The organism is Pseudomonas sp. T1.Ur (assembly GCF_023516725.1).
Taxonomy (GTDB): domain Bacteria; phylum Pseudomonadota; class Gammaproteobacteria; order Pseudomonadales; family Pseudomonadaceae; genus Aquipseudomonas; species Aquipseudomonas alvandae.
Genome location: NZ_JAMGSN010000001.1, coordinates 1,283,671 through 1,301,706, shown reverse-complemented (window position 1 = coordinate 1,301,706; position 18,036 = coordinate 1,283,671). Strand labels below are relative to the sequence as shown.

17 protein-coding genes are annotated in these 18,036 nt (G+C 62.6%); 5 read left to right on the top strand and 12 right to left on the bottom strand.

The genetic code is table 11. From position 1 onward, the window contains the following. Positions 1–26 precede the first annotated feature (26 nt). The 6 genes from M8Q45_RS06020 to ppsA form a co-directional block, all read right to left on the bottom strand. Complete coding sequence (locus M8Q45_RS06020) at positions 27–851, bottom strand: mechanosensitive ion channel family protein (protein ID WP_003199523.1); 825 nt, start codon at positions 849–851, stop codon at positions 27–29. 2 nt (positions 852–853) lie between these two features. Further along, positions 854–1,099: a hypothetical protein gene (locus tag M8Q45_RS06015; RefSeq protein WP_014337331.1), complete on the bottom strand. Its 246-nt coding sequence runs from the start codon at positions 1,097–1,099 to the stop codon at positions 854–856. A 63-nt stretch (positions 1,100–1,162) separates the two neighbouring features. Beyond that, the gene (gene cmaX / locus M8Q45_RS06010; protein WP_249873934.1) at positions 1,163–2,158 is read right to left on the bottom strand and encodes a divalent cation transporter CmaX; all 996 of its coding nucleotides are present in this window, start codon (positions 2,156–2,158) and stop codon (positions 1,163–1,165) included. A 24-nt stretch (positions 2,159–2,182) separates the two neighbouring features. Then, positions 2,183–2,674 carry a ribonuclease E activity regulator RraA gene (gene rraA / locus M8Q45_RS06005; protein WP_030141937.1) on the bottom strand — a complete coding sequence of 164 codons (492 nt, stop codon included), beginning with the start codon at positions 2,672–2,674 and terminating at the stop codon, positions 2,183–2,185. A gap of 127 nt (positions 2,675–2,801) precedes the next feature. Beyond that, positions 2,802–3,791 carry an alpha/beta fold hydrolase gene (locus M8Q45_RS06000; RefSeq protein ID WP_249873933.1) on the bottom strand — a complete coding sequence of 330 codons (990 nt, stop codon included), beginning with the start codon at positions 3,789–3,791 and terminating at the stop codon, positions 2,802–2,804. A gap of 221 nt (positions 3,792–4,012) precedes the next feature. After that, entirely contained in the window at positions 4,013–6,388 is a 2,376-nt protein-coding gene (ppsA, locus tag M8Q45_RS05995) for a phosphoenolpyruvate synthase (RefSeq protein ID WP_249873932.1), read from the bottom strand. 184 nt (positions 6,389–6,572) lie between these two features. Here ppsA and ppsR point away from each other — a divergent pair, with 184 nt between their 5' ends. Next, a complete protein-coding gene (ppsR, locus tag M8Q45_RS05990; protein WP_188251198.1) occupies positions 6,573–7,391 on the top strand; it encodes a posphoenolpyruvate synthetase regulatory kinase/phosphorylase PpsR in 819 nt (272 codons plus the stop codon). Positions 7,392–7,472: 81 nt separating this feature from the next. Here the strand turns inward: ppsR and M8Q45_RS05985 are convergent, their stop codons facing one another. Continuing rightward, positions 7,473–8,318: a type 1 glutamine amidotransferase domain-containing protein gene (locus M8Q45_RS05985; protein WP_249873931.1), complete on the bottom strand. Its 846-nt coding sequence runs from the start codon at positions 8,316–8,318 to the stop codon at positions 7,473–7,475. Positions 8,319–8,421: 103 nt separating this feature from the next. Between M8Q45_RS05985 and M8Q45_RS05980 the strand changes: the two genes are divergently transcribed. Beyond that, positions 8,422–9,318, top strand: a complete 897-nt coding sequence (locus M8Q45_RS05980) for a LysR family transcriptional regulator (protein WP_249873930.1) — start codon at positions 8,422–8,424, stop codon at positions 9,316–9,318. A 186-nt stretch (positions 9,319–9,504) separates the two neighbouring features. On the opposite strand, the gene M8Q45_RS05975 is transcribed toward M8Q45_RS05980, so the two are convergent. The 4 genes from M8Q45_RS05975 to M8Q45_RS05960 form a co-directional block, all read right to left on the bottom strand. Next, a complete protein-coding gene (locus M8Q45_RS05975; RefSeq protein ID WP_030141931.1) occupies positions 9,505–9,732 on the bottom strand; it encodes an MbtH family protein in 228 nt (75 codons plus the stop codon). A gap of 84 nt (positions 9,733–9,816) precedes the next feature. After that, positions 9,817–11,226: an aspartate aminotransferase family protein gene (locus tag M8Q45_RS05970; RefSeq protein WP_249877272.1), complete on the bottom strand. Its 1,410-nt coding sequence runs from the start codon at positions 11,224–11,226 to the stop codon at positions 9,817–9,819. Between the two features lie 250 nt (positions 11,227–11,476). Next, on the bottom strand, positions 11,477–12,802 hold the full coding sequence (locus M8Q45_RS05965; protein WP_249873929.1) for an ATP-binding protein: 1,326 nt from the start codon (positions 12,800–12,802) through the stop codon (positions 11,477–11,479). Next, complete coding sequence (locus tag M8Q45_RS05960; protein WP_249873928.1) at positions 12,799–13,479, bottom strand: response regulator; 681 nt, start codon at positions 13,477–13,479, stop codon at positions 12,799–12,801. Before M8Q45_RS05960 ends, M8Q45_RS05965 begins: the two co-directional genes overlap by 4 nt. Positions 13,480–13,651: 172 nt before the next feature. On the opposite strand from M8Q45_RS05960, the gene dsbD reads away from it, so the two are divergent. From dsbD to dsbG, 3 genes are read left to right on the top strand one after another with little or no spacing between them, the layout of a single operon-like run. Continuing rightward, positions 13,652–15,379 (top strand): protein-disulfide reductase DsbD, encoded by a 1,728-nt coding sequence (gene dsbD, locus M8Q45_RS05955; RefSeq protein WP_249873927.1) that lies wholly within the window; start codon positions 13,652–13,654, stop codon positions 15,377–15,379. After that, positions 15,379–16,248, top strand: a complete 870-nt coding sequence (locus M8Q45_RS05950; protein WP_249873926.1) for a TlpA family protein disulfide reductase — start codon at positions 15,379–15,381, stop codon at positions 16,246–16,248. Before dsbD ends, M8Q45_RS05950 begins: the two co-directional genes overlap by 1 nt. Beyond that, positions 16,224–16,991: a thiol:disulfide interchange protein DsbG gene (gene dsbG, locus M8Q45_RS05945; RefSeq protein ID WP_249873925.1), complete on the top strand. Its 768-nt coding sequence runs from the start codon at positions 16,224–16,226 to the stop codon at positions 16,989–16,991. Before M8Q45_RS05950 ends, dsbG begins: the two co-directional genes overlap by 25 nt. Positions 16,992–17,180: 189 nt before the next feature. Here the strand turns inward: dsbG and M8Q45_RS05940 are convergent, their stop codons facing one another. Then, on the bottom strand, positions 17,181–17,993 hold the full coding sequence (locus tag M8Q45_RS05940; RefSeq protein ID WP_249873924.1) for an alpha/beta fold hydrolase: 813 nt from the start codon (positions 17,991–17,993) through the stop codon (positions 17,181–17,183). Positions 17,994–18,036 lie beyond the last annotated feature (43 nt).

The following is an 18,036-nucleotide window of genomic DNA, read 5'->3' as shown; positions in this document are numbered from 1 at the left end:
GGCATACATTAGCAGGATTTGCCGGGTTAGCGGCTACTCACATGCTGTTCCAGCAGGATCCGATTGGAAAGCGACACCAGCTCGCCCTCCTCGGTCAGCAATGTGGTTTTCACCGTGCCGATCTCTTCGATCTGGCCTTCGACCTCGCCAACACGCACTTGTTGCCCAACCTCATACAATTCACGCACATAGATTCCCGCAAGAATCTGACCGGCAATTTCCCGGCTTCCCAATCCCATTGCCAGCGCGACCGCCAGACCAACGGTAATCAAGACAATCACGATCACATGGTTGAGCAGGTCTGTCTTGACCTCCAACTGACTGATCGCAACCGAAATACTGATGATGATCACCAGGCCCTGGGCAATTCGCCCGACGCCGGCGGCGTAATCCAGCCCAACCCCCTCGGCCGCGCCGCGCACCAGCCCGTTGGCCAGTTGCGCCAGCAAGACACCGACCAGCAGCACCAGCGCGGCACCGAAGACCTTCGGCAAATACAGCGCCAGCATGTCGAGGGTCGCCGAAACGCGCTCCAGTCCCAGGGACTCAGCGGCGGAGACCAGGAATATAAGCAGGACAAACCAATAGACGATCTTGCCCACCAGCGTGGAGATCGGCACCTGGATGCCGCCACGGGACAACAGCTTGGTCAGGCCAGTGCCGCCCATCAGGCGATCGAGGCCCAACTTGGCGAGCAGTTTGGAAAGCAATGTGTCCAGCAGCTTGGCCACGACGAAGCCCAACAACAGCACCACCAGGGCACCGAAGAGATTGGGAATGAAATTAGCCACCTTGGTCCACAACGCGGTCATTGCCGTGACGAGGCTCTGGGTCCAGAGATCGAGTTCCATATTCAGTCAGCCTTATCAGCGGTGCGAGTAACAGGTTTGCGACGGGAAACCGGCGAGACGTGGGCCGACCCGTTGTTCAGGGCGATCATCAGCGCGGGCAGCCAACGGCCCAGCAGGCTGAACAGATCGCCAGCGCCGACCTGGCGGTTGGCGGTCTTGAGTACACGGCCCAGGCAGGCGTCATCGTCCCGGCTGGACGGCGAGGCCTTGAGCATGTCGCGCAGAGACTGTTCAAACGGATCGTGCATACGCACCTCTCGTGATGTCTGTGGAAGACGCGATCAAATTTCGCCGGGTCACATGAAATCCCATCACACCCAACGCAAACGGCGGAACAGCCACCATTGCCCCAGGGCCACGCAGACCATCAGCAGGCAGGCGACCATGAAGCCGTAGGGGCTTTCGGAAAACGGAATGCCGCCGACGTTGATACCCAGAAGCCCGGTAAGAAAACTCATCGGCAGGAAAATCCCGGTGATGATGCCGAAGCGGTACATGGTGCGGTTCATGCGCACCGAAAGACGTCGGTCCTCGGCCTCCAGCACAAGCCCCACGCGCTCTCGGGTCAATTCCAGCTCTTCGAGGTAACGGGTCAGGCTGTTGTTCAATTCATTCCAGTAGTCGCCATCGTCCTCGACAAACCAGGGCAACTTGGTTCGCGACATCTGCCCGAAAATATCCCGTTGCGGCGCCAGGAACCGCTTCAGCCCGGCGGCCCTCCGGCGGATGTGCAGGATGGCGTCATGCTCAGGGGTATACCGTTCGTCGGTGTCGAGTTTTTCTTCCTCGCCATCGACGATTTCAGACAGGCACGTCACCAGGTCCTGCACTTTGTTGGTCAGGTACTGCGCCATATAAAGGATGAGTTCCGACGCAGTCTTGGGCCCCTTGCCCTCGGCCAGCTCGGCCAGCAACTCATCGGTGGCGCGCAACGGCCGCAGCCGCAGGGAAATCACCCGCTGGGCGGCGGCGAAGATGCGCACCGAGACCATGTCTTCCGGCTCGGCGCCCGGGTTCAGGTTGATTCCACGCAAAAACAGCAGCAGCTCGGCGTTGGGCAGCGGCAGCAGGCGCGGCCGGGTGTTCTCCTCCAGCAGCAGGTCGCAGTTGAACTCACTCAAGCCACTGGATTTGCGCAACCACGTATGGGTCTGCGGATGACTGCGATCCCAATGCAGCCACAGGCTTTCGTGGGCCTGCAGTTGCAGATCGTCAAGTTCGGTCCGGGCTATCGAACGCGCGCCGCCTTTTCCATCCAGCACCAGGGCATGCACCAGCCCCCATTGCGCGTTTTCTTCCTCGAACATCCTCATCCCTTATGGCTAAGACGCTTATTCAGGCATTTTCAGCGGGCTCGGCGAGACGATCACGCCGTTGTTGTCCGCGTAGACATATTCGCCCGGACGGAAGGTCACGCCAGCGAAGGTCACTGCCACGTTGAGCTCGCCGACGCCACGCCGATCAGTCTTCATCGGGTGGCTGGCCAGGGCCTGGACGCCGAGGTCGGTCTGGGCGATGACGTCGACGTCGCGGATGCAACCGTAGATCACCAGCCCTTCCCAGCCGTTTTTCGCAGCTTTTTCGGCCAGCATGTCGCCCAGCAACGCCCGGCGCAGGGATCCACCGCCGTCGACTACCAACACCTTGCCCTTGCCGTCGAGTTCAACCTGTTCCTTGACCCGCGAGTTGTCCTCGAAGCACTTGATGGTGACGATTTCACCGCCAAAGGAATCGCGGCCACCGAAATTGCTGAACATCGGTTCCAGGACTTGCACCAGGTCCGGGTAGGCATCGCACAGGTCGGGCGTGAGGTAATGGTTCATCGAACAACTCCTGCTGGGCTTGAACGTCTGGCTGACTGAACAACCGTTTGTGACCGGAACAACGTAGCGCGTCATATCTTAGCCGCAAGCCGGCCAGAGCGAAATGCCCCTGGCCAGAGCCTCGGTATCAGACCGCTTCGGCCAGCCTGGGCTGATCCGCCAGCAATGACGCCTGCTGGTCTTGCAGCCAGCGCGCCACCAGCGGCCAGACCTCCGCTTGCGCAGCCTTGCTGACGAGCATCTCGACATGTCCAAAATCACCGGTGAAGCCCTGTTCCCGTCCCAGGCAGACAAACTGCTTGTGCTCGGAACCGATCTGCTCGAACAATTTTCGACACGCCCAGGTGGGATCCTGGTGATCGCCGGCCGCACTCACGGCCAGGACCGGCACCTGCACATCGGCCAGGCCTGCCCACCAATTTTTCTCGGCATCGCCGAAACGCCCGAACAGGCCGTACCAGCGCATGCTCTCCAGGGCCAGGCCAATGGGCTCATCCTCGGGACCGCGCTTGAGCCTGGCGCCAGACAATTGCGCGAAACGCTTGAGAATGAAGCGCCCGCTCCATTCCACCGGCGGGATTTTCAACGGCCAATAGGTGCGGCTGACCTGTGTGCCAAAAAATGCCGTCGACGCCACGGCAGGCGCGCCCAGGTAATGGCCGCCCAGGGCTGCTGCCAGGGTGATGCCGCCCAGGGAATGGCCGATCCAATGGGGCACCTGCCCGCTTTGCTCACGCACGAAGGCACCAATGGCTGGCAAGTCATAACGGGCGTAGTCGGCCACGCGGTTGTTGCGATAACCCTGGTTACGCTGGGACAACCCATGGCCGCGCATCTCGGGTATCCAGACATCGAAGCCCAGGCGTGCCAGGTACGCCCCCAGGCCAAGGCCCTTGGGCGAGTACCAGAAGCGTCGGTTGGAAAAACTGCCGTGCAACAGGATCACCGGGACACCACGGCTTTCGCCGGCATCGGCCATGCCCAGCCGGGTGACGGCCAGCTCGACACTGTAGTCCGGGCTGTTGCCGGGCTTGAGGCGATAGACATCTTCGCTCAGATCACCGCGCCGCTCGGCGCTGATCAGGGCGACGGGAAATAGATTGCTGCTGCTTTGCATGAGGCTCTTGCACAAAAAAGGGCGGCTTCCTTGTGGAGCCCGCCCTACTTCAAATCAAAAGGGACCGATAGACTGACAGCCATGGACCCTGTGGGAGCGAGCTTGCTCGCGATGGCGGTGGGTCAGCAACATCAATGCTAGCTGACACTCCGCTATCGCGAGCAAGCTCGCTCCCACAAAGGTTATCCGGCTTATATTATCGGCGCGGCCCCTTCACTCGATCAGACCGCAGCCTGACCCTCAGCCAGGAAGAACCAGGTCTCCAGCACGGAGTCCGGGTTCAACGAAACGCTTTCGATGCCCTGCTCCATCAGCCACTTGGCCAGGTCCGGGTGGTCCGAAGGGCCCTGGCCGCAGATGCCGATGTACTTGCCGGCCTTGTTGCAGGCAGCAATGGCATTGGCCAGCAGCTTCTTGACCGCCGGGTTACGCTCGTCGAACAGGTGGGCGATGATCCCGGAATCCCGGTCCAGGCCCAAGGTCAGCTGGGTCAGGTCGTTGGAACCGATGGAGAAGCCGTCGAAGAATTCGAGGAATTCCTCGGCCAGGATCGCGTTGGACGGCAGTTCGCACATCATGATCACGCGCAAGCCGTTTTCGCCACGGGCCAGGCCGTTTTCCGCCAGCAGGTCGACCACTTGGCTCGCTTCGCCGAGGGTCCGCACGAACGGCACCATGATCTCGACGTTGCTCAAGCCCATCTCGTTGCGCACGCGCTTGAGGGCGCGGCATTCGAGTTCGAAGCAATCGCGGAACGACTCGCTGATGTAGCGCGAAGCACCACGGAAGCCCAGCATCGGGTTCTCTTCTTCCGGCTCATAGAGCTTGCCGCCGATCAGGTTGGCGTATTCGTTGGACTTGAAGTCCGACAGGCGCACGATGACCTTTTTCGGCCAGAACGCCGCCGCCAGGGTGCTGATGCCTTCCACCAGTTTCTCGACATAGAAACCGACCGGATCGTCGTAGCCGGCAATGCGCTTGTCGACGCTGTCCTTGATTTCCTGCGGCAGGCCGTCGTAGTTCAGCAATGCCTTGGGGTGCACGCCGATCATGCGGTTGATGATGAATTCCAGGCGGGCCAAGCCCACGCCGGCGTTCGGCAACTGCGCGAAGTCAAAGGCGCGGTCCGGGTTGCCGACGTTCATCATGATCTTGAACGGCAGCTCCGGCATCGCGTCCACGGAGTTTTTCTTGATGTCGAAGCCCAGCTCGCCTTCGAAGATATAGCCGGTGTCGCCTTCGGCACAGGAAACGGTCACGCCCTGGCCGTCCTTGAGCAGCTCGGTGGCGTTGCCGCAACCGACCACGGCCGGAATGCCCAGCTCACGGGCGATGATCGCCGCGTGGCAGGTACGGCCGCCACGGTTGGTGACGATGGCACTGGCGCGCTTCATCACCGGTTCCCAGTCCGGGTCGGTCATGTCGGACACCAATACGTCGCCGGCCTGGACCTTGTCCATTTCCGAGACGTCCTTGATGATCCGCACCTTGCCGGCGCCGATGCGCTGGCCGATGGCGCGGCCCTCCACCAGCACGGTGCCGGTTTCCTTGAGCAGGTAGCGCTCCATGACATTGGCCTGGGTGCGGCTCTTCACGGTTTCCGGACGGGCCTGCACGATGTACAGCTTGCCGTCGTCACCGTCCTTGGCCCATTCGATGTCCATCGGGCACTTGTAGTGCTTCTCGATGATCATCGCCTGCTTGGCCAGTTCGCTGACTTCGGCGTCGGTCAGGCAAAAGCGCGCGCGATCGGCCTTGTCCACATCTACGGTCTTGACCGAACGACCGGCCTTGGCTTCGTCGCCGTAGACCATCTTAATGGCCTTGCTGCCCAGGTTGCGGCGCAGGATGGCCGGACGGCCGGCTTCCAGCGTGCCTTTGTGGACATAGAATTCATCCGGGTTCACCGCGCCTTGCACGACGGTTTCACCCAGGCCGTAGGCGCCGGTGATAAACACCACGTCACGGAAGCCCGACTCGGTGTCGAGGGTGAACATCACGCCGGCGGTGCCGGTTTCGGAGCGGACCATGCGCTGCACACCGGCGGACAGGGCGACCAATTTGTGGTCGAAGCCCTGGTGCACGCGGTAGGAAATGGCACGGTCGTTGAAAAGGGAGGCGAAGACTTCCTTGGCGGCCCGGATGACGTTTTCCACGCCACGGATGTTCAGGAAGGTCTCTTGCTGGCCTGCGAACGAGGCGTCCGGCAAGTCTTCGGCGGTGGCCGAGGAGCGCACGGCGACGGCGATGTCGGGGTTGCCTTCGGAGAGCTTGGCGAAAGCGGTGCGAATCTCGGCGTTCAGTTTCTCGGGGAACTCGGCTTCCATGATCCATTGGCGGATCTGGGCGCCGGTCTTGGCCAAGGCATTGACGTCGTCGACATCCAGGGCATCGAGCGCATCGTGGATCTGCTGGTTCAGGCCGCTCAGTTCCAGGAAATCACGATAAGCCTGGGCGGTCGTGGCGAAGCCACCTGGCACCGAGACGCCGGCGCCGGCGAGGTTACTGATCATCTCGCCCAGGGATGCGTTCTTGCCCCCCACATGCTCTACATCATGGACGCCGAGCTTATCGAGGGAAACTACGTACTCTACCAAGGTGATCTCTCCACTAACTGTGTTGGAAAAGCTCAAGGCACCGACGGCTCCAGGGGAGCGCTAGCCGGCGATATGGCCTGGACCTGGAAAATAAGTGAGAATGCGGGCCACGGGCGGCCGGCAAATCGCGCCTATCATATCCAAGAATCGTGACTAGCTCACTAGCTTAAGGCCCAAGGCGCAAATGAAACGATCTGCTTTCTTTATCTCCGACGGCACCGGCATCACGGCCGAAACGCTAGGCCAAAGCCTGTTGGCACAGTTCGAAAACATTACCTTCGCCAAATTCATACGCCCGTACATCGACAGCGTCGACAAGGCGCGGGCCATGGTACAGCAAATCAATAAAGCCGCCGAAACCGACGGTTTCCGGCCGATTATCTTCGACACCATCGTCAATCAAGACATCCGTGAGATTCTTGCAACGTCGAATGGTTTCATGATCGACATTTTTTCCACGTTCCTGGCGCCCCTGGAGCAGGAGCTGAGCGAGCATTCTTCCTACTCGGTCGGCAAGTCCCATTCCATTGGCCACAACTCCAACTACATGGAGCGGATCGAGGCGGTCAACTTCGCGCTGGACAACGATGACGGCGCCCGCACGCATTATTACGACAAGGCCGACCTGATCCTAGTGGGTGTGTCGCGGTGTGGTAAGACGCCGACGTGCCTGTATATGGCGATGCAATTCGGCATCCGCGCGGCCAACTATCCGCTGACCGAAGACGACATGGAGCGCCTGCAACTGCCCAACGCCCTGCGCGCCCACCAGCACAAGTTGTTCGGCTTGACCATCGATCCCGACCGCCTCACCGCGATCCGCAACGAGCGCAAGCCCAACAGCCGCTACTCAAGCTACGCCCAGTGCGAGTTCGAAGTGCGCGAAGTGGAGAACCTGTTCCGGCGGGAGAACATTCCCCACATCAACTCCACGCATTTTTCCGTGGAAGAGATTTCGGCGAAGATCCTGGTGGAGAAAGGGGTGGAGCGGCGGTTCAAATAAGGCAGCTGCAAGCTGCAAGCTGCAAGCTGCAAGCTGCAAGCCAGAGTGGCCGCTGTTAGCTTGTAGCTTAAGGCTTGCGGCTTAAGGCTTTAGTCGCTTCACCAGCGCCTGCCCCACCTCCAGCGCCGACGCCGGGTTCTGGCCGGTGATCAACTCCCGGTCCATGACCACATGGGACGTCCACGGCGACGCATTGCTGCTGTATTGGCCGCCCGCCTGCTCTGTTGCAGTCTGCGGGTAGAACTTCATGGCGCCGCCGCCCAGCAGCCCCTTGGCCAATTCCTCTTCCTGATTGCTGATGACCGTCATCTTGTACCCGGCATAGATCCAGCCGGACTGGGCCGAGGCCTGGCCTTTGGTGGTCAGTTGGCCGACGAAGCCGTTGGCATCGGGTAGCGTCGACAACAAGGCTATTGGCCCGTGGCAGACCAGCGCTGTGGTTTTGCCTTTCTCATGGAAGTGCGTCAAGACCCGCCCCAGCGGCGCGCTGGTGAGCAAATCCTGCATCGGCGCGTGTCCACCGGGAATGTACAGCGCATCGAACCGATCCAGGCCCATTTGTTCGACACGGGTCAGGCTGATCACCGGTGAATCCTCAGGCACGGTGATTTTCAGTCGAGCCAGCAACGCCTGGTAGCGCTCAAGCTCCGCCGCGTCGTTATTGAAATACATCTTGTCCACCGAGGTGCGGTCCAGGGTCGGCGCCTTGCCTCCAGGCGTGGCAAAGGTCACGTGATGGCCGGCATCCAGCAAGAGTTTTACCGGCTGTAGCAGCTCGTTGAGGTAGAACCCGGTGGAAAAGACCTGGCCATTTTTCAGGTCCAGGTGATCGGCGTCCGACAGGACCACCAGCACATTGTCGGCCTGGGCCGCGACGCTGATGCCTGTCAGAACAATGGACGTGGCCAAGGTGGTGAGCTTTTTCATGATGACTCCAGAACGCTTCGATAAAAGTTGCGCCCACTGTATTGATGCGCCTGCCGGCGATAAACTGGCCGCCAGGAACATCACTTGGCCTCTGGAGGCAATAATGGCCCGTCGCTTCGATCATCTGGCCGACGTGGAAGCCTGCGTCACCGTCGTGGAAAAAGGCACCCTCAGCGCCGGCGCCGTGGCGCTCGGGACCACGCCTTCGGTCCTGAGCCGCGCCATTTCGCGCCTCGAAGCCCGGCTCGGGGTGCAACTGTTGCGCCGCACGACGCGTCGGCTGAACCTGACCGATGCCGGGACGTTGTACCTGGAACAGTCGCGCTCGGCCTTTGCCCTGATTGACGATGCCGAGCGACGAATCCAGGGTCAGGACGGCGTGTTGACCGGTCGTGTGCGCCTGAGCGTGCCGACCACCTATGGCCACTACCGCCTGCCGGCGCTGCTGTCGCGTTTCGCCCAGGCGTGCCCGCAGGTGCGAGTCGAGCTGAGCATCACCAACCGCAACGTCGACCTGGTGGCCGAAGGGTATGACCTGGCGATCCGTCTCGGGCTGCTGCCGGATAGCGGATTGGTCGGCCGCAAATTGGAAGACGCCCGACTTTGTCTGGTGGCCGCGCCGCGCTACCTGGCGCGCGCCGGGACGCCCAGGCATTTCGACGAACTGGCCGCCCATACCTGCCTGCCCTTCGTGATGCCCAGCAGCGGACGCATCGCGCCGTGGCTGTTCCGAGAGAACGAGGAAGACCGGGAATGGTTGCCAACGGGCAATGTGCAAGTGTCCGACGACGTGCTGGGCATCGTTTCCCTGGCACAGGCCGGACTGGGGATCTGCCAGAGCTATGAATTCATCGTCCGGGAACGAGTCGAGCGAGGGGAACTGGTGGAATTGCTGAAGGACTTTGGCGGCCGCAGCCGAACGTTTTCAATCATCTACCCGCCCCATCGACAATTGCCGGCGGCGGCGCGGGCGTTGATTGATTTCATGGCGGAACAATAGGTGGTAAACCCCACCCCCTGTGGGAGCGAGCTTGCTCGCGATTGCGGAGTGTCAGTCAGCATCAATGTTGCTGATCCGCCGCTATCGCGAGCAAGCTCGCTCCCACATGGGGCCCGACGTGACTGCAAGATTTGTATTTCCCTACAGCCCTACTGGAAAATTTCCGTGCTGCCACAGCTTCAACAGTTAGTGAGCCGCTGCCGCCTGTTCTTCCATCTTCTTGCGCAAGCTCAACGGCCGCATGTCCGTCCAGACTTCTTCGATGTAGGCCAGGCATTCCTTCTTGAAGCCGCTCTTGCCGACGGTGCGCCAGCCCTCGGGAACGGCCTTGTAGTCCGGCCAGATCGAATATTGTTCTTCGTGGTTGACCACGACCTGGAAGAGGATGTCCTCGCGGTCGAATACTGAAGTCATGGTGTTTCTCCGTCGTTGCTCAAGGTTCGCCGCGCCACGGGCGCGGCCAAGGTATGAAAAGGGACGTACCGGGCCGGATAAAAATTAGGCGTCGGCGACGGCGGCTTCCAGGGCGCGCCGGAAAATCTCGGCGACCCGGTCGATTTCCGCTGCGGTAATGATCAACGGCGGCAGGAAACGCACCACGCCGCCCTGGCGGCCGCCCAGCTCGAGGATCAATCCGCGCTTGAGGCATTCACGCTGCAACCGCGGCGCCAGGCCTGCATGCACCGGTGGATGCCCCAAGGCATCCGGCTTGCCGGACGGATCCACCAGCTCGACACCGAGCATCAGGCCGCGACCGCGTATGTCGCCCAACTCCGGGAAATCCCTTTGCAGGATATGCAAGTGTTCACTCAAGCGCTGGCCCATGGCGGCGGCGTGGGCCGGGACGTTGTGCTCCACCAGGTAACGCATCACCGCAGAACCGGCGGCCATGGCCATCTGGTTGCCCCGGAAGGTCCCGGCATGGGCGCCCGGCAGCCAGGTGTCGAGCCAGTCGCGATACACCACGACCGCCATCGGCAGGCTGCCACCGATGGCCTTGGACAGCACGACCACGTCCGGAATGATTCCGGCGTGCTCGAATGCAAACATTTTCCCCGTCCGGCCAAAACCGCTCTGGATTTCGTCGACAATCAACGCCACCCCGGCCTGCTCGGTGATCCGCCGCAGGCCACGCAGCCAATCCAGGTCGGCCGGTATGACACCGCCCTCACCCTGCACCACTTCAACGATGACCGCTGCCGGCAATTGCACGCCGGCCTCCGGATCGTTCAGCAGGTTTTCCAGGTAATGCAGATTGGCCCTGATCCCCTCCGCGCCGCCCAGTCCGAACGGGCAGCGGTAATCATAGGGATACGGCATGAACTGCACGCCATTGCTGAGCAACGCCGCCAAAGGCTTCTTCGGCCCCAGGCTGCCCATCAGGCTCAACGCGCCCTGGCTCATCCCGTGATAACCGCCCTGGAACGACAACACCGTGCTGCGTCCCGTCGCGGTGCGGACCAACTTGAGCGCGGCTTCCACCGCGTCGGTGCCGGTGGGGCCGCAGAACTGGATTTTCGCTTCGGCGGCGAGGGCCGGCGGCAACAGGCCGAACAGGTCCTGGACAAAACGGTCCTTGACCGGCGTGGTCAGGTCCAGGGTATGCAGGGGCAGCTCATCGGCGAGCACTTGCTGGATCGCCTCGATCACCACCGGGTGGTTGTGCCCGAGCGCCAGCGTGCCGGCGCCGGCCAGGCAGTCAATGAACGTGCGGCCTTCGACATCTTCAACATACAGCCCCTTGGCGCGCTTGAGGGCCAGGGGGATTCGCCGCGGATAGCTGCGGGCATTGGATTCCTGGCGGTTCTGGCGAGCCAGCAATGGCGATTCGTTGAATTGATAAAGCGTCTCGACCGGAGCAGGGCTGAGCCGTGCTGGCGGTGCTTGGATAGGACGGGTGACTGGCATGTTCTCGACCCCGGGATGAATGACCAAAAGGCGCACCGGGCAGGTGCGCATTCCGAAGCGCACATGCAGGTTTCCTGTTGTGGAAACGCATCAGCGAGGCAAGGATTTACTGCGACAGCAGAGGAGCGGGCTGTGACTGCCTGGTAGGAGCTGCCGAGTGAAGCGAGGCTGCGATCTTTCTCCGGGCGATTGAATCCCAAGCGAAGATCAAAAGATCGCAGCCTCGCTTCGCTCGGCAGCTCCTACGGGATTAACCGGCTTGCACCGGCACGGTCAGCTCGACCCGCAACCCGTCCGGGCGGCTGTCGAACTGCAGGCCGCAACCGCAACGCTGGACGATGGCCTGGACAATCGCCAGCCCGAGCCCGCAGCCGTTGCTCTGGCCATTGCGCCAGAAGCGCTGGGTCAGGTGCTGGATATCGTCGGCTGCGATGCCGGGACCGTGGTCGCGTACCTGGAACCGCACGCGCTGGCCGATCATTTCCACGTTCAACTCGATCTCGGTGTCGTCCGGGGTATGGCGCACGGCGTTCTCCAGCAGGTTGCGCAGCGCGGCGATGGACAGCACGGCCGGCATTTGCACCGGCGCATCGGTCAGTTGGGGCGATACCCGCAGCCTGATCCGCTGGGGCGCGCCGCCGGTCGCGTCCTGAATGGCCAGCCGTGCGACCTGCTCGGCGTTGCATTGCACCCCGTCATCGAACGACAGGCTGCCCTCCACCCGGGCCAGCAGCAACAGTTGTTCCAGCGTGCGATGCAACCGGTCGGCGCCCTCCTCCGCCCGGGCCAGGGACTGGTCACGGGCGGCGCCCTCGGTCATGCGCGCCACCTGCAGGTGCGTCTTGATGGCGGTCAACGGGCTGCGCAATTCATGGGCGGCATCGCCGGTCAGCCGTCGCTCGCGCTCGATGGTCTTGCCGATGCGCTGGAGCAACTGGTTCTGGGTCTCCAGCAAAGGCCGCAATTCGCTGGGCAGTGGATGAATCTGCAGCGGCTCGAGGGAATCCGCGTTGCGCCGCGTCAGTGCATCACGCATGCGGTTGAGCGGCGCCAGGCCCTGGCCGATGCCCAGCCACAGCAGGCACAGGCAACCGAGCAAGGCCACGCCGACCGGCACCGAGGCCGCCAGCAGCACCGACAGGTTCAAGGCCTCGCGTTCGATCTGGCGATCAGCGGTGGTAATGCGCAAGTCGCCTCGGGCCAGGGTAAAGCTGCGCCATGGCGCGCCGTCGATCATCTGGTCGTGGAAACCCATTTTCTCGGCTTCCAGGGCCTGCCCCGGGGTGTCATGGCTGCGCGCAAGAATCTCCCCACGCAGGGAGCTGACCTGACAGGCCATGCCACCTGGGACACTCAATTGTTCAGCGCTGAAATGCGTGCCCTCGCCGTTGCTCGGAACCGGCGGCAACTGCTCCAGCAACCCGGCGACCATCCGCGCCGAAGCCACCAGGCGCTGGTCGAGGGAAAACATCATCTGGTTGCGCAGGTCGCTGAGCATCCACGCCGCAGCCAAGGCCCAGATCAGGGCAAAGGCCGCGCCGAGGGTCAGGCTCAGGCGCAGTCGCAGGCTGATCACTTGGCCGATTCCCCGCCATCGGCCGGCCCCAGGCGATAGCCCAGGCCGCGCACCGTCTCGACAATCCCGTTGCCTAACTTGCGCCGCAAGTGGTGGATATGGACGTTCAAGGCGTTGCTTTCCAGCTCGTCGTTGAAGCCATAGACACTGTCCTTGAGCTGCTCGGTGGAGAGCACCCGGCCACGACTGTGCAGCAGCGCCTGCAACAGCGACTGCTCGCGGCGGGACAGGTCCACCGGCTGGCCGTCCAAGGTGGTTTCCCGGCTGCTCGGGTCATAGGTCAAGCGACCATGCTCGATCAGGTTGACACTGCGCCCGGCCACGCGCCGCAGCAACGTGTGCAAGCGCGCCGCCAGTTCGCGCAGGTCGAAGGGCTTGAGCAAGTAATCATCGGCCCCGGCCTGCAAGCCGTCGACCCGGTCGGTCACCGAATCCCGTGCGGTGAGGATCAGCACGGGGATTTCCAGGCCTTGCTGGCGTAGCTGCTTGAGCAACTTGAGGCCGTCTTCATCCGGCAGGCCCAGGTCCAACACCATGACGTCGAATGTCGCCACGCCGACCATCGCCCGCGCCGCCGATGCCGTGGCGACGTGCTCGACGGTCAGGCCTTGAGCCGTGAGCCCGGCAACGATGCCGCTGGCAATCAACTCATCGTCTTCACAGACCAGTACGTGCATGGTAAGCCCCACGGAAAAAGGTAGATTAGGCGGGCGGCCGATTAAGCCGACATTATGCGACGAGTCGGGCAAATATGGGCGATCATTGGCGCCCGTCGGTATCGCTGGGTTAATCGACGGTTAATCGCCGGTCGCCACTGTGCCCTTCACTTGCTTCGTTAAGGCTTTGTCCATGCGTCGATTGTTTTTGCTGTGGCTGTTCCTGATCTCGGGCCTGGCCCAGGCCGCCAATCCCTTCGAAACCAAACCCGATTTCCTGCCGGTGGAGAAGGCATTCGTCTTTACTTCCGAACGCCTGGATTCCGGTGAGACCCAACTGTTCTGGCAGATCGCCGACGGGTACTACCTGTATCAGCAGCGGCTCAAGTTCGATGGCCTGGCCGACGCGCAAAAGCCGACGTTGCCCGAGGGCGAAGCACACAGCGACGAGTTTTTTGGCGACCAACAAGTGTATCGCCAGGCCCTGGAGCTGAAGATTCCCGCCGGGGCGACCGGCAAGATCAAGGTCGGCTTCCAGGGCTGCGCCGATGCGGGCCTGTGCTATCCACCCCAGACCCAAGTCGTCGACCTGGGCGGTGCCGCGCCGGCAACAGCCTCGGGCGAGGCGCAGGACCAGGCCCTGGCCAGCGGTTTGCAACAGCGCGCACTGGGCTGGAGCCTGCTGGTGTTCTTTGGCCTGGGGCTGTTGTTGGCATTTACCCCCTGCTCGCTGCCGATGCTGCCGATCCTGGCGGGATTGGTGGTGGGCAGCGGCGCCGGCCCCCGGCGCGGCCTGGCCTTGGCTGGCAGCTACGTGATCAGCATGGCCTTGGTCTATGCCGCCATGGGTGTGCTCGCGGCGCTGCTGGGGGCCAATCTCCAGGCAGTGCTGCAGCAACCCTGGTTGCTGGGGACTTTCGCGGCAGTGTTCGTGGTGTTGGCGCTGCCGATGTTCGGCTTTTTCGAATTGCAACTGCCAGCCGCCCTGCGTGATCGCTTGGAAAACGCCGGCCGCCAGCGCCGCGGTGGCAGCCTGGTGGGCGCCGGCATTCTCGGGGCGTTGTCCGGTCTGTTGGTCGGCCCTTGCATGACCGCCCCCTTGGCCGGCGCGCTGCTGTACATCGCCCAAAGCGGCAATGCGCTGCACGGCGGCCTGATCCTGTTCACCATGGGCGTCGGCATGGGCCTGCCGCTGTTGCTGCTGGTGACTGTCGGCAATCGCTTCCTGCCCAAGCCCGGCGCCTGGATGAACCTGCTCAAAGGCGTGTTCGGCTTTTTGTTCCTGGGGACCGCGCTGCTGATGATCCGCCCGGTCATCGATGGCTCGCTGTGGATCGGCCTGTGGGGCGCGCTGCTGGTGATCGCCGCCTACTGCGCCTGGCGCCAGACCGAAGGGTTCGGTCGCGCCGTCTATCTCTGGGGCAGCGCATCGCTGCTGTTCGGTTTGTGGGGCAGCCTGCTGGTGATTGGGGCAGCGGGCGGCAGCGACGATCTGTTCAAGCCGCTGGAGGTCTATGGCGGTGCCCGCGCCACTGCGACCGCCGAGGCCCGGGACGCGTTCACCACCGTCAGCGAACCCGCCGCCCTGCAAAGCGAACTGGACGCCGCCAAGGCCCAGGGCCAGTGGGTCATGCTGGATTACTACGCCGACTGGTGCGTGTCCTGCAAGATCATGGAAAAACAGGTATTCGGCCGCGCAGAGGTGCTCGACGCCCTGAAAGGCGTGCGCCTGCTGCGCCTCGACGTCACCGCCGACACGCCCGCCAGCCGCGAACTGCTCAGCCGCTATCAGGTACCGGGACCACCCAGCCTGTTGTGGATCGGCACCGACGGTGAAGAACGTCGCAACCAGCGGATTACCGGCGAAGTCGACGCCAAGGGTTTCCTGGAGCGCTGGAACATGACCCGGAACGCGCCTTGATGCTGACGTTGACCTTGGGCACCTTTGCCATCGCCCTCAATCACTTGCTGCTGATCAGCGCATTGGCCTTGGCGACTTTCGTCGGCTGGAGGGTCGCAAGGCGCGGCGGCGAAAACCCCGAATCGGTGCTGTTCGGACTGTTCTTGCTGGGACTCCTGGCCGCAAGGATCGGGTTTGTCATCGCTTACTGGGCCCATTATCGGGATGACCCGTGGCAGATCGTCGACCTGCGCGACGGCGGCTTCCTGGCCTGGCCGGGCATCGTCGCACTGCTGGTCGGCGCCCTGCTATGGGCTCGGCGCCGCCCGGGCCTGCGCCGACCGTTGGCTTTCAGTGTCACCGGCGGCCTGCTGTTCTGGCTCGTGGGCACAATGTCGCTGACGATCTATGAACAAGGCACCCGCTTGCCGGAGATCGACCTGCGCACCGCCGACGGCGAAACGGTGAACCTCATCGATTATCAGGGCGGCCCGCTGGTGATCAATCTCTGGGCCACCTGGTGCCCGCCCTGCCGACGTGAAATGCCGGTGCTGGAAGAAGCCCAGAAACAGCGCCCGGACCTGACGTTCCTGTTCGTCAACCAGGCCGAAAGCATGCAAAGCGTCAGCACCTACCTTGCCACGCAGGGCTTGAGCCTCACCAACGTGCTGTTCGACGGCAGCGGCCGCCTTGGCCAGGCCGTGGGCTCGATGGCCTTGCCGACAACGCTGTTCTACAGCGCCGATGGCCGCCTGCTGGGCAGTCACCTGGGCGAGTTGTCTGAGGCGAGCCTGGCCCGCGCCCTGGAAAATTTCGATACGCCGGATACCACCACGGCGGCCCACCCCGCGACAAGGAAACTGCCATGCCCCGCCTCCACCACCTGCTGACCCTGGCCTTCGCCGGCGCGCTGTTGCAAGCACCGCTGCTCCAGGCCGAAGAGTTGCCTGCGGCTATCAAGAAGATCGAAGCCAAGGGCGCGAAGATTGTCGGCACCTTCGAAGCACCGGACGGCTTGCGCGGTTACGCAGCGCAGTACCAGAACCGTGGCATGGCCCTGTACCTGACGCCGGATGGCCAGCACGTGCTGCTGGGCAACCTGTATGACGCCGACGGCAAGGACCTGAGCGCCGAGCCGCTGCAAAAGCTGGTCTACGCCCCGATGGCCAAGGCCATCTGGGCGAAGATGGAGACCAGCCACTGGATCGCCGACGGCAACAAGGACGCACCGCGCACGGTGTACCTCTTCAGCGATCCGAATTGCCCGTATTGCAACATGTTCTGGGAACAGGCCCGGCCCTGGGTCAAGGCCGGCAAGGTACAGTTGCGCCACATCATGGTGGGCATCATCCGCGAAGACAGCCCGGGCAAATCGGCCGCGCTGCTCGCCGCCAAGGAGCCGGAAAAAGCCCTGGCGGACCATGAAAAGGCCGGCAAGGCCAGTCCGCTCAAGCCGCTCAAGGAGATCCCGCCGGCCATCCAGGCAAAACTGGACGCCAACCAGGCGTTGATGGACGAGCTGGAGCTCTCCGCCACGCCGGCGATCTTCTATCTGGATGACCAGGGCGAACTGCAACAGCAGCAAGGCGCGCCGTCGCCGGACAAACTGCTGAAAATCCTCGGACCTAAATGATCCGGAACACTGAACTGTGGCGAGGGAGCTTGCTCCCGCTGGGCTCTGTAGGAGCTGCGTAGGAGCTGCGTAGGAGCTGCCGAGCGAAGCGAGGCTGCGATCTTTCCCCAGCCACTTGAATCTCAAGCGAACAGATCGCAGGCTTCGCCAGCTCCTACAGAGCCCAACGAGAGCTCCCTCGCCACAGTTTCAGCGCATTTGTTTCAGGAACGCCAACAACGCCTCCGTCACAAACTCCGGGTTCTCCAGGTTGGAAATATGCCCCGCCTGCGGAATCAGCACATGATCGCAGCCAATCAGCTCGGCCATTTCCAACGCCTCGGACGGTGGCCGAGGCTTGTCCTGGTCACCGCACATCACCAGCGTGCGCTTGGCATCCAATCCGGACAGGCGCGCCAGGATGTCATCCCGACCAAAAATGATCCGCCCCAACGGCACGATGCTGTCCTTCAGGCGCTCAGTCGGCAGCGCGGCCAAGCTGGCGCGGAACTGCTGGTAGAGCGCCGATTGCGGATCGATGCCCGGCCGAAAGAAGATCGGCACGATGATGTCCAGCAAAGGCTCCGGAATTGCGCCGCTGGCTTCGATCTTGTCGAACAGCGAAAAGTAATACAGCCGGGTCGGCTCCGGCTCGACGCCGACGTAGGTGTCCATCAGTACCAGCGACTTCACGCGCTCGGGCGCGGCCAGCGCCAGCCGCGCGCCCCACATCCCGCCCACCGACAATCCGACCAGGTTGAAGCAGTCGATCTCCAGGTGATCCATCAACGCCAGCGTTTGACGGGACAGGTCGTCCAGCGAGTTGATGCCCTCAGGCAAACGCCCGGACTGCCCGTGGCCCCAAAGCTCCGGGACGATGACTCGATAGTGCTCCGATAAAGCATCAATCTGCGGCGCCCACATGCTGTGGTCCCACAGATAACTGCTGCCCAGCACCACCACCGGGCCATGGCCCTGGTCCAGGTAATGCAGCGGTTGTCCGTCAATCGTTGCAAAGGGCATCGGTGGCCTTCTTGTTTGGGAATTAAAAACCTTGGGAGACTGG

Bases quoted from the DNA above. Each gene is read 5' to 3' on its own strand.
- M8Q45_RS06020 (WP_003199523.1), bottom strand. From the start codon at position 851: ATGGAACTCGATCTCTGGACCCAGAGCCTCGTCACGGCAATGACCGCG.
- M8Q45_RS06015 (WP_014337331.1), bottom strand. From the start codon at position 1,099: ATGCACGATCCGTTTGAACAGTCTCTGCGCGACATGCTCAAGGCCTCG.
- cmaX (WP_249873934.1), bottom strand. From the start codon at position 2,158: ATGTTCGAGGAAGAAAACGCGCAATGGGGGCTGGTGCATGCCCTGGTG.
- rraA (WP_030141937.1), bottom strand. From the start codon at position 2,674: ATGAACCATTACCTCACGCCCGACCTGTGCGATGCCTACCCGGACCTG.
- M8Q45_RS06000 (WP_249873933.1), bottom strand. From the start codon at position 3,791: ATGCAAAGCAGCAGCAATCTATTTCCCGTCGCCCTGATCAGCGCCGAG.
- ppsR (WP_188251198.1), top strand. From the start codon at position 6,573: ATGAAACGATCTGCTTTCTTTATCTCCGACGGCACCGGCATCACGGCC.
- M8Q45_RS05985 (WP_249873931.1), bottom strand. From the start codon at position 8,318: ATGAAAAAGCTCACCACCTTGGCCACGTCCATTGTTCTGACAGGCATC.
- M8Q45_RS05980 (WP_249873930.1), top strand. From the start codon at position 8,422: ATGGCCCGTCGCTTCGATCATCTGGCCGACGTGGAAGCCTGCGTCACC.
- M8Q45_RS05975 (WP_030141931.1), bottom strand. From the start codon at position 9,732: ATGACTTCAGTATTCGACCGCGAGGACATCCTCTTCCAGGTCGTGGTC.
- M8Q45_RS05970 (WP_249877272.1), bottom strand. From the start codon at position 11,226: ATGCCAGTCACCCGTCCTATCCAAGCACCGCCAGCACGGCTCAGCCCT.
- M8Q45_RS05960 (WP_249873928.1), bottom strand. From the start codon at position 13,479: ATGCACGTACTGGTCTGTGAAGACGATGAGTTGATTGCCAGCGGCATC.
- dsbD (WP_249873927.1), top strand. From the start codon at position 13,652: ATGCGTCGATTGTTTTTGCTGTGGCTGTTCCTGATCTCGGGCCTGGCC.
- M8Q45_RS05950 (WP_249873926.1), top strand. From the start codon at position 15,379: ATGCTGACGTTGACCTTGGGCACCTTTGCCATCGCCCTCAATCACTTG.
- dsbG (WP_249873925.1), top strand. From the start codon at position 16,224: ATGCCCCGCCTCCACCACCTGCTGACCCTGGCCTTCGCCGGCGCGCTG.
- M8Q45_RS05940 (WP_249873924.1), bottom strand. From the start codon at position 17,993: ATGCCCTTTGCAACGATTGACGGACAACCGCTGCATTACCTGGACCAG.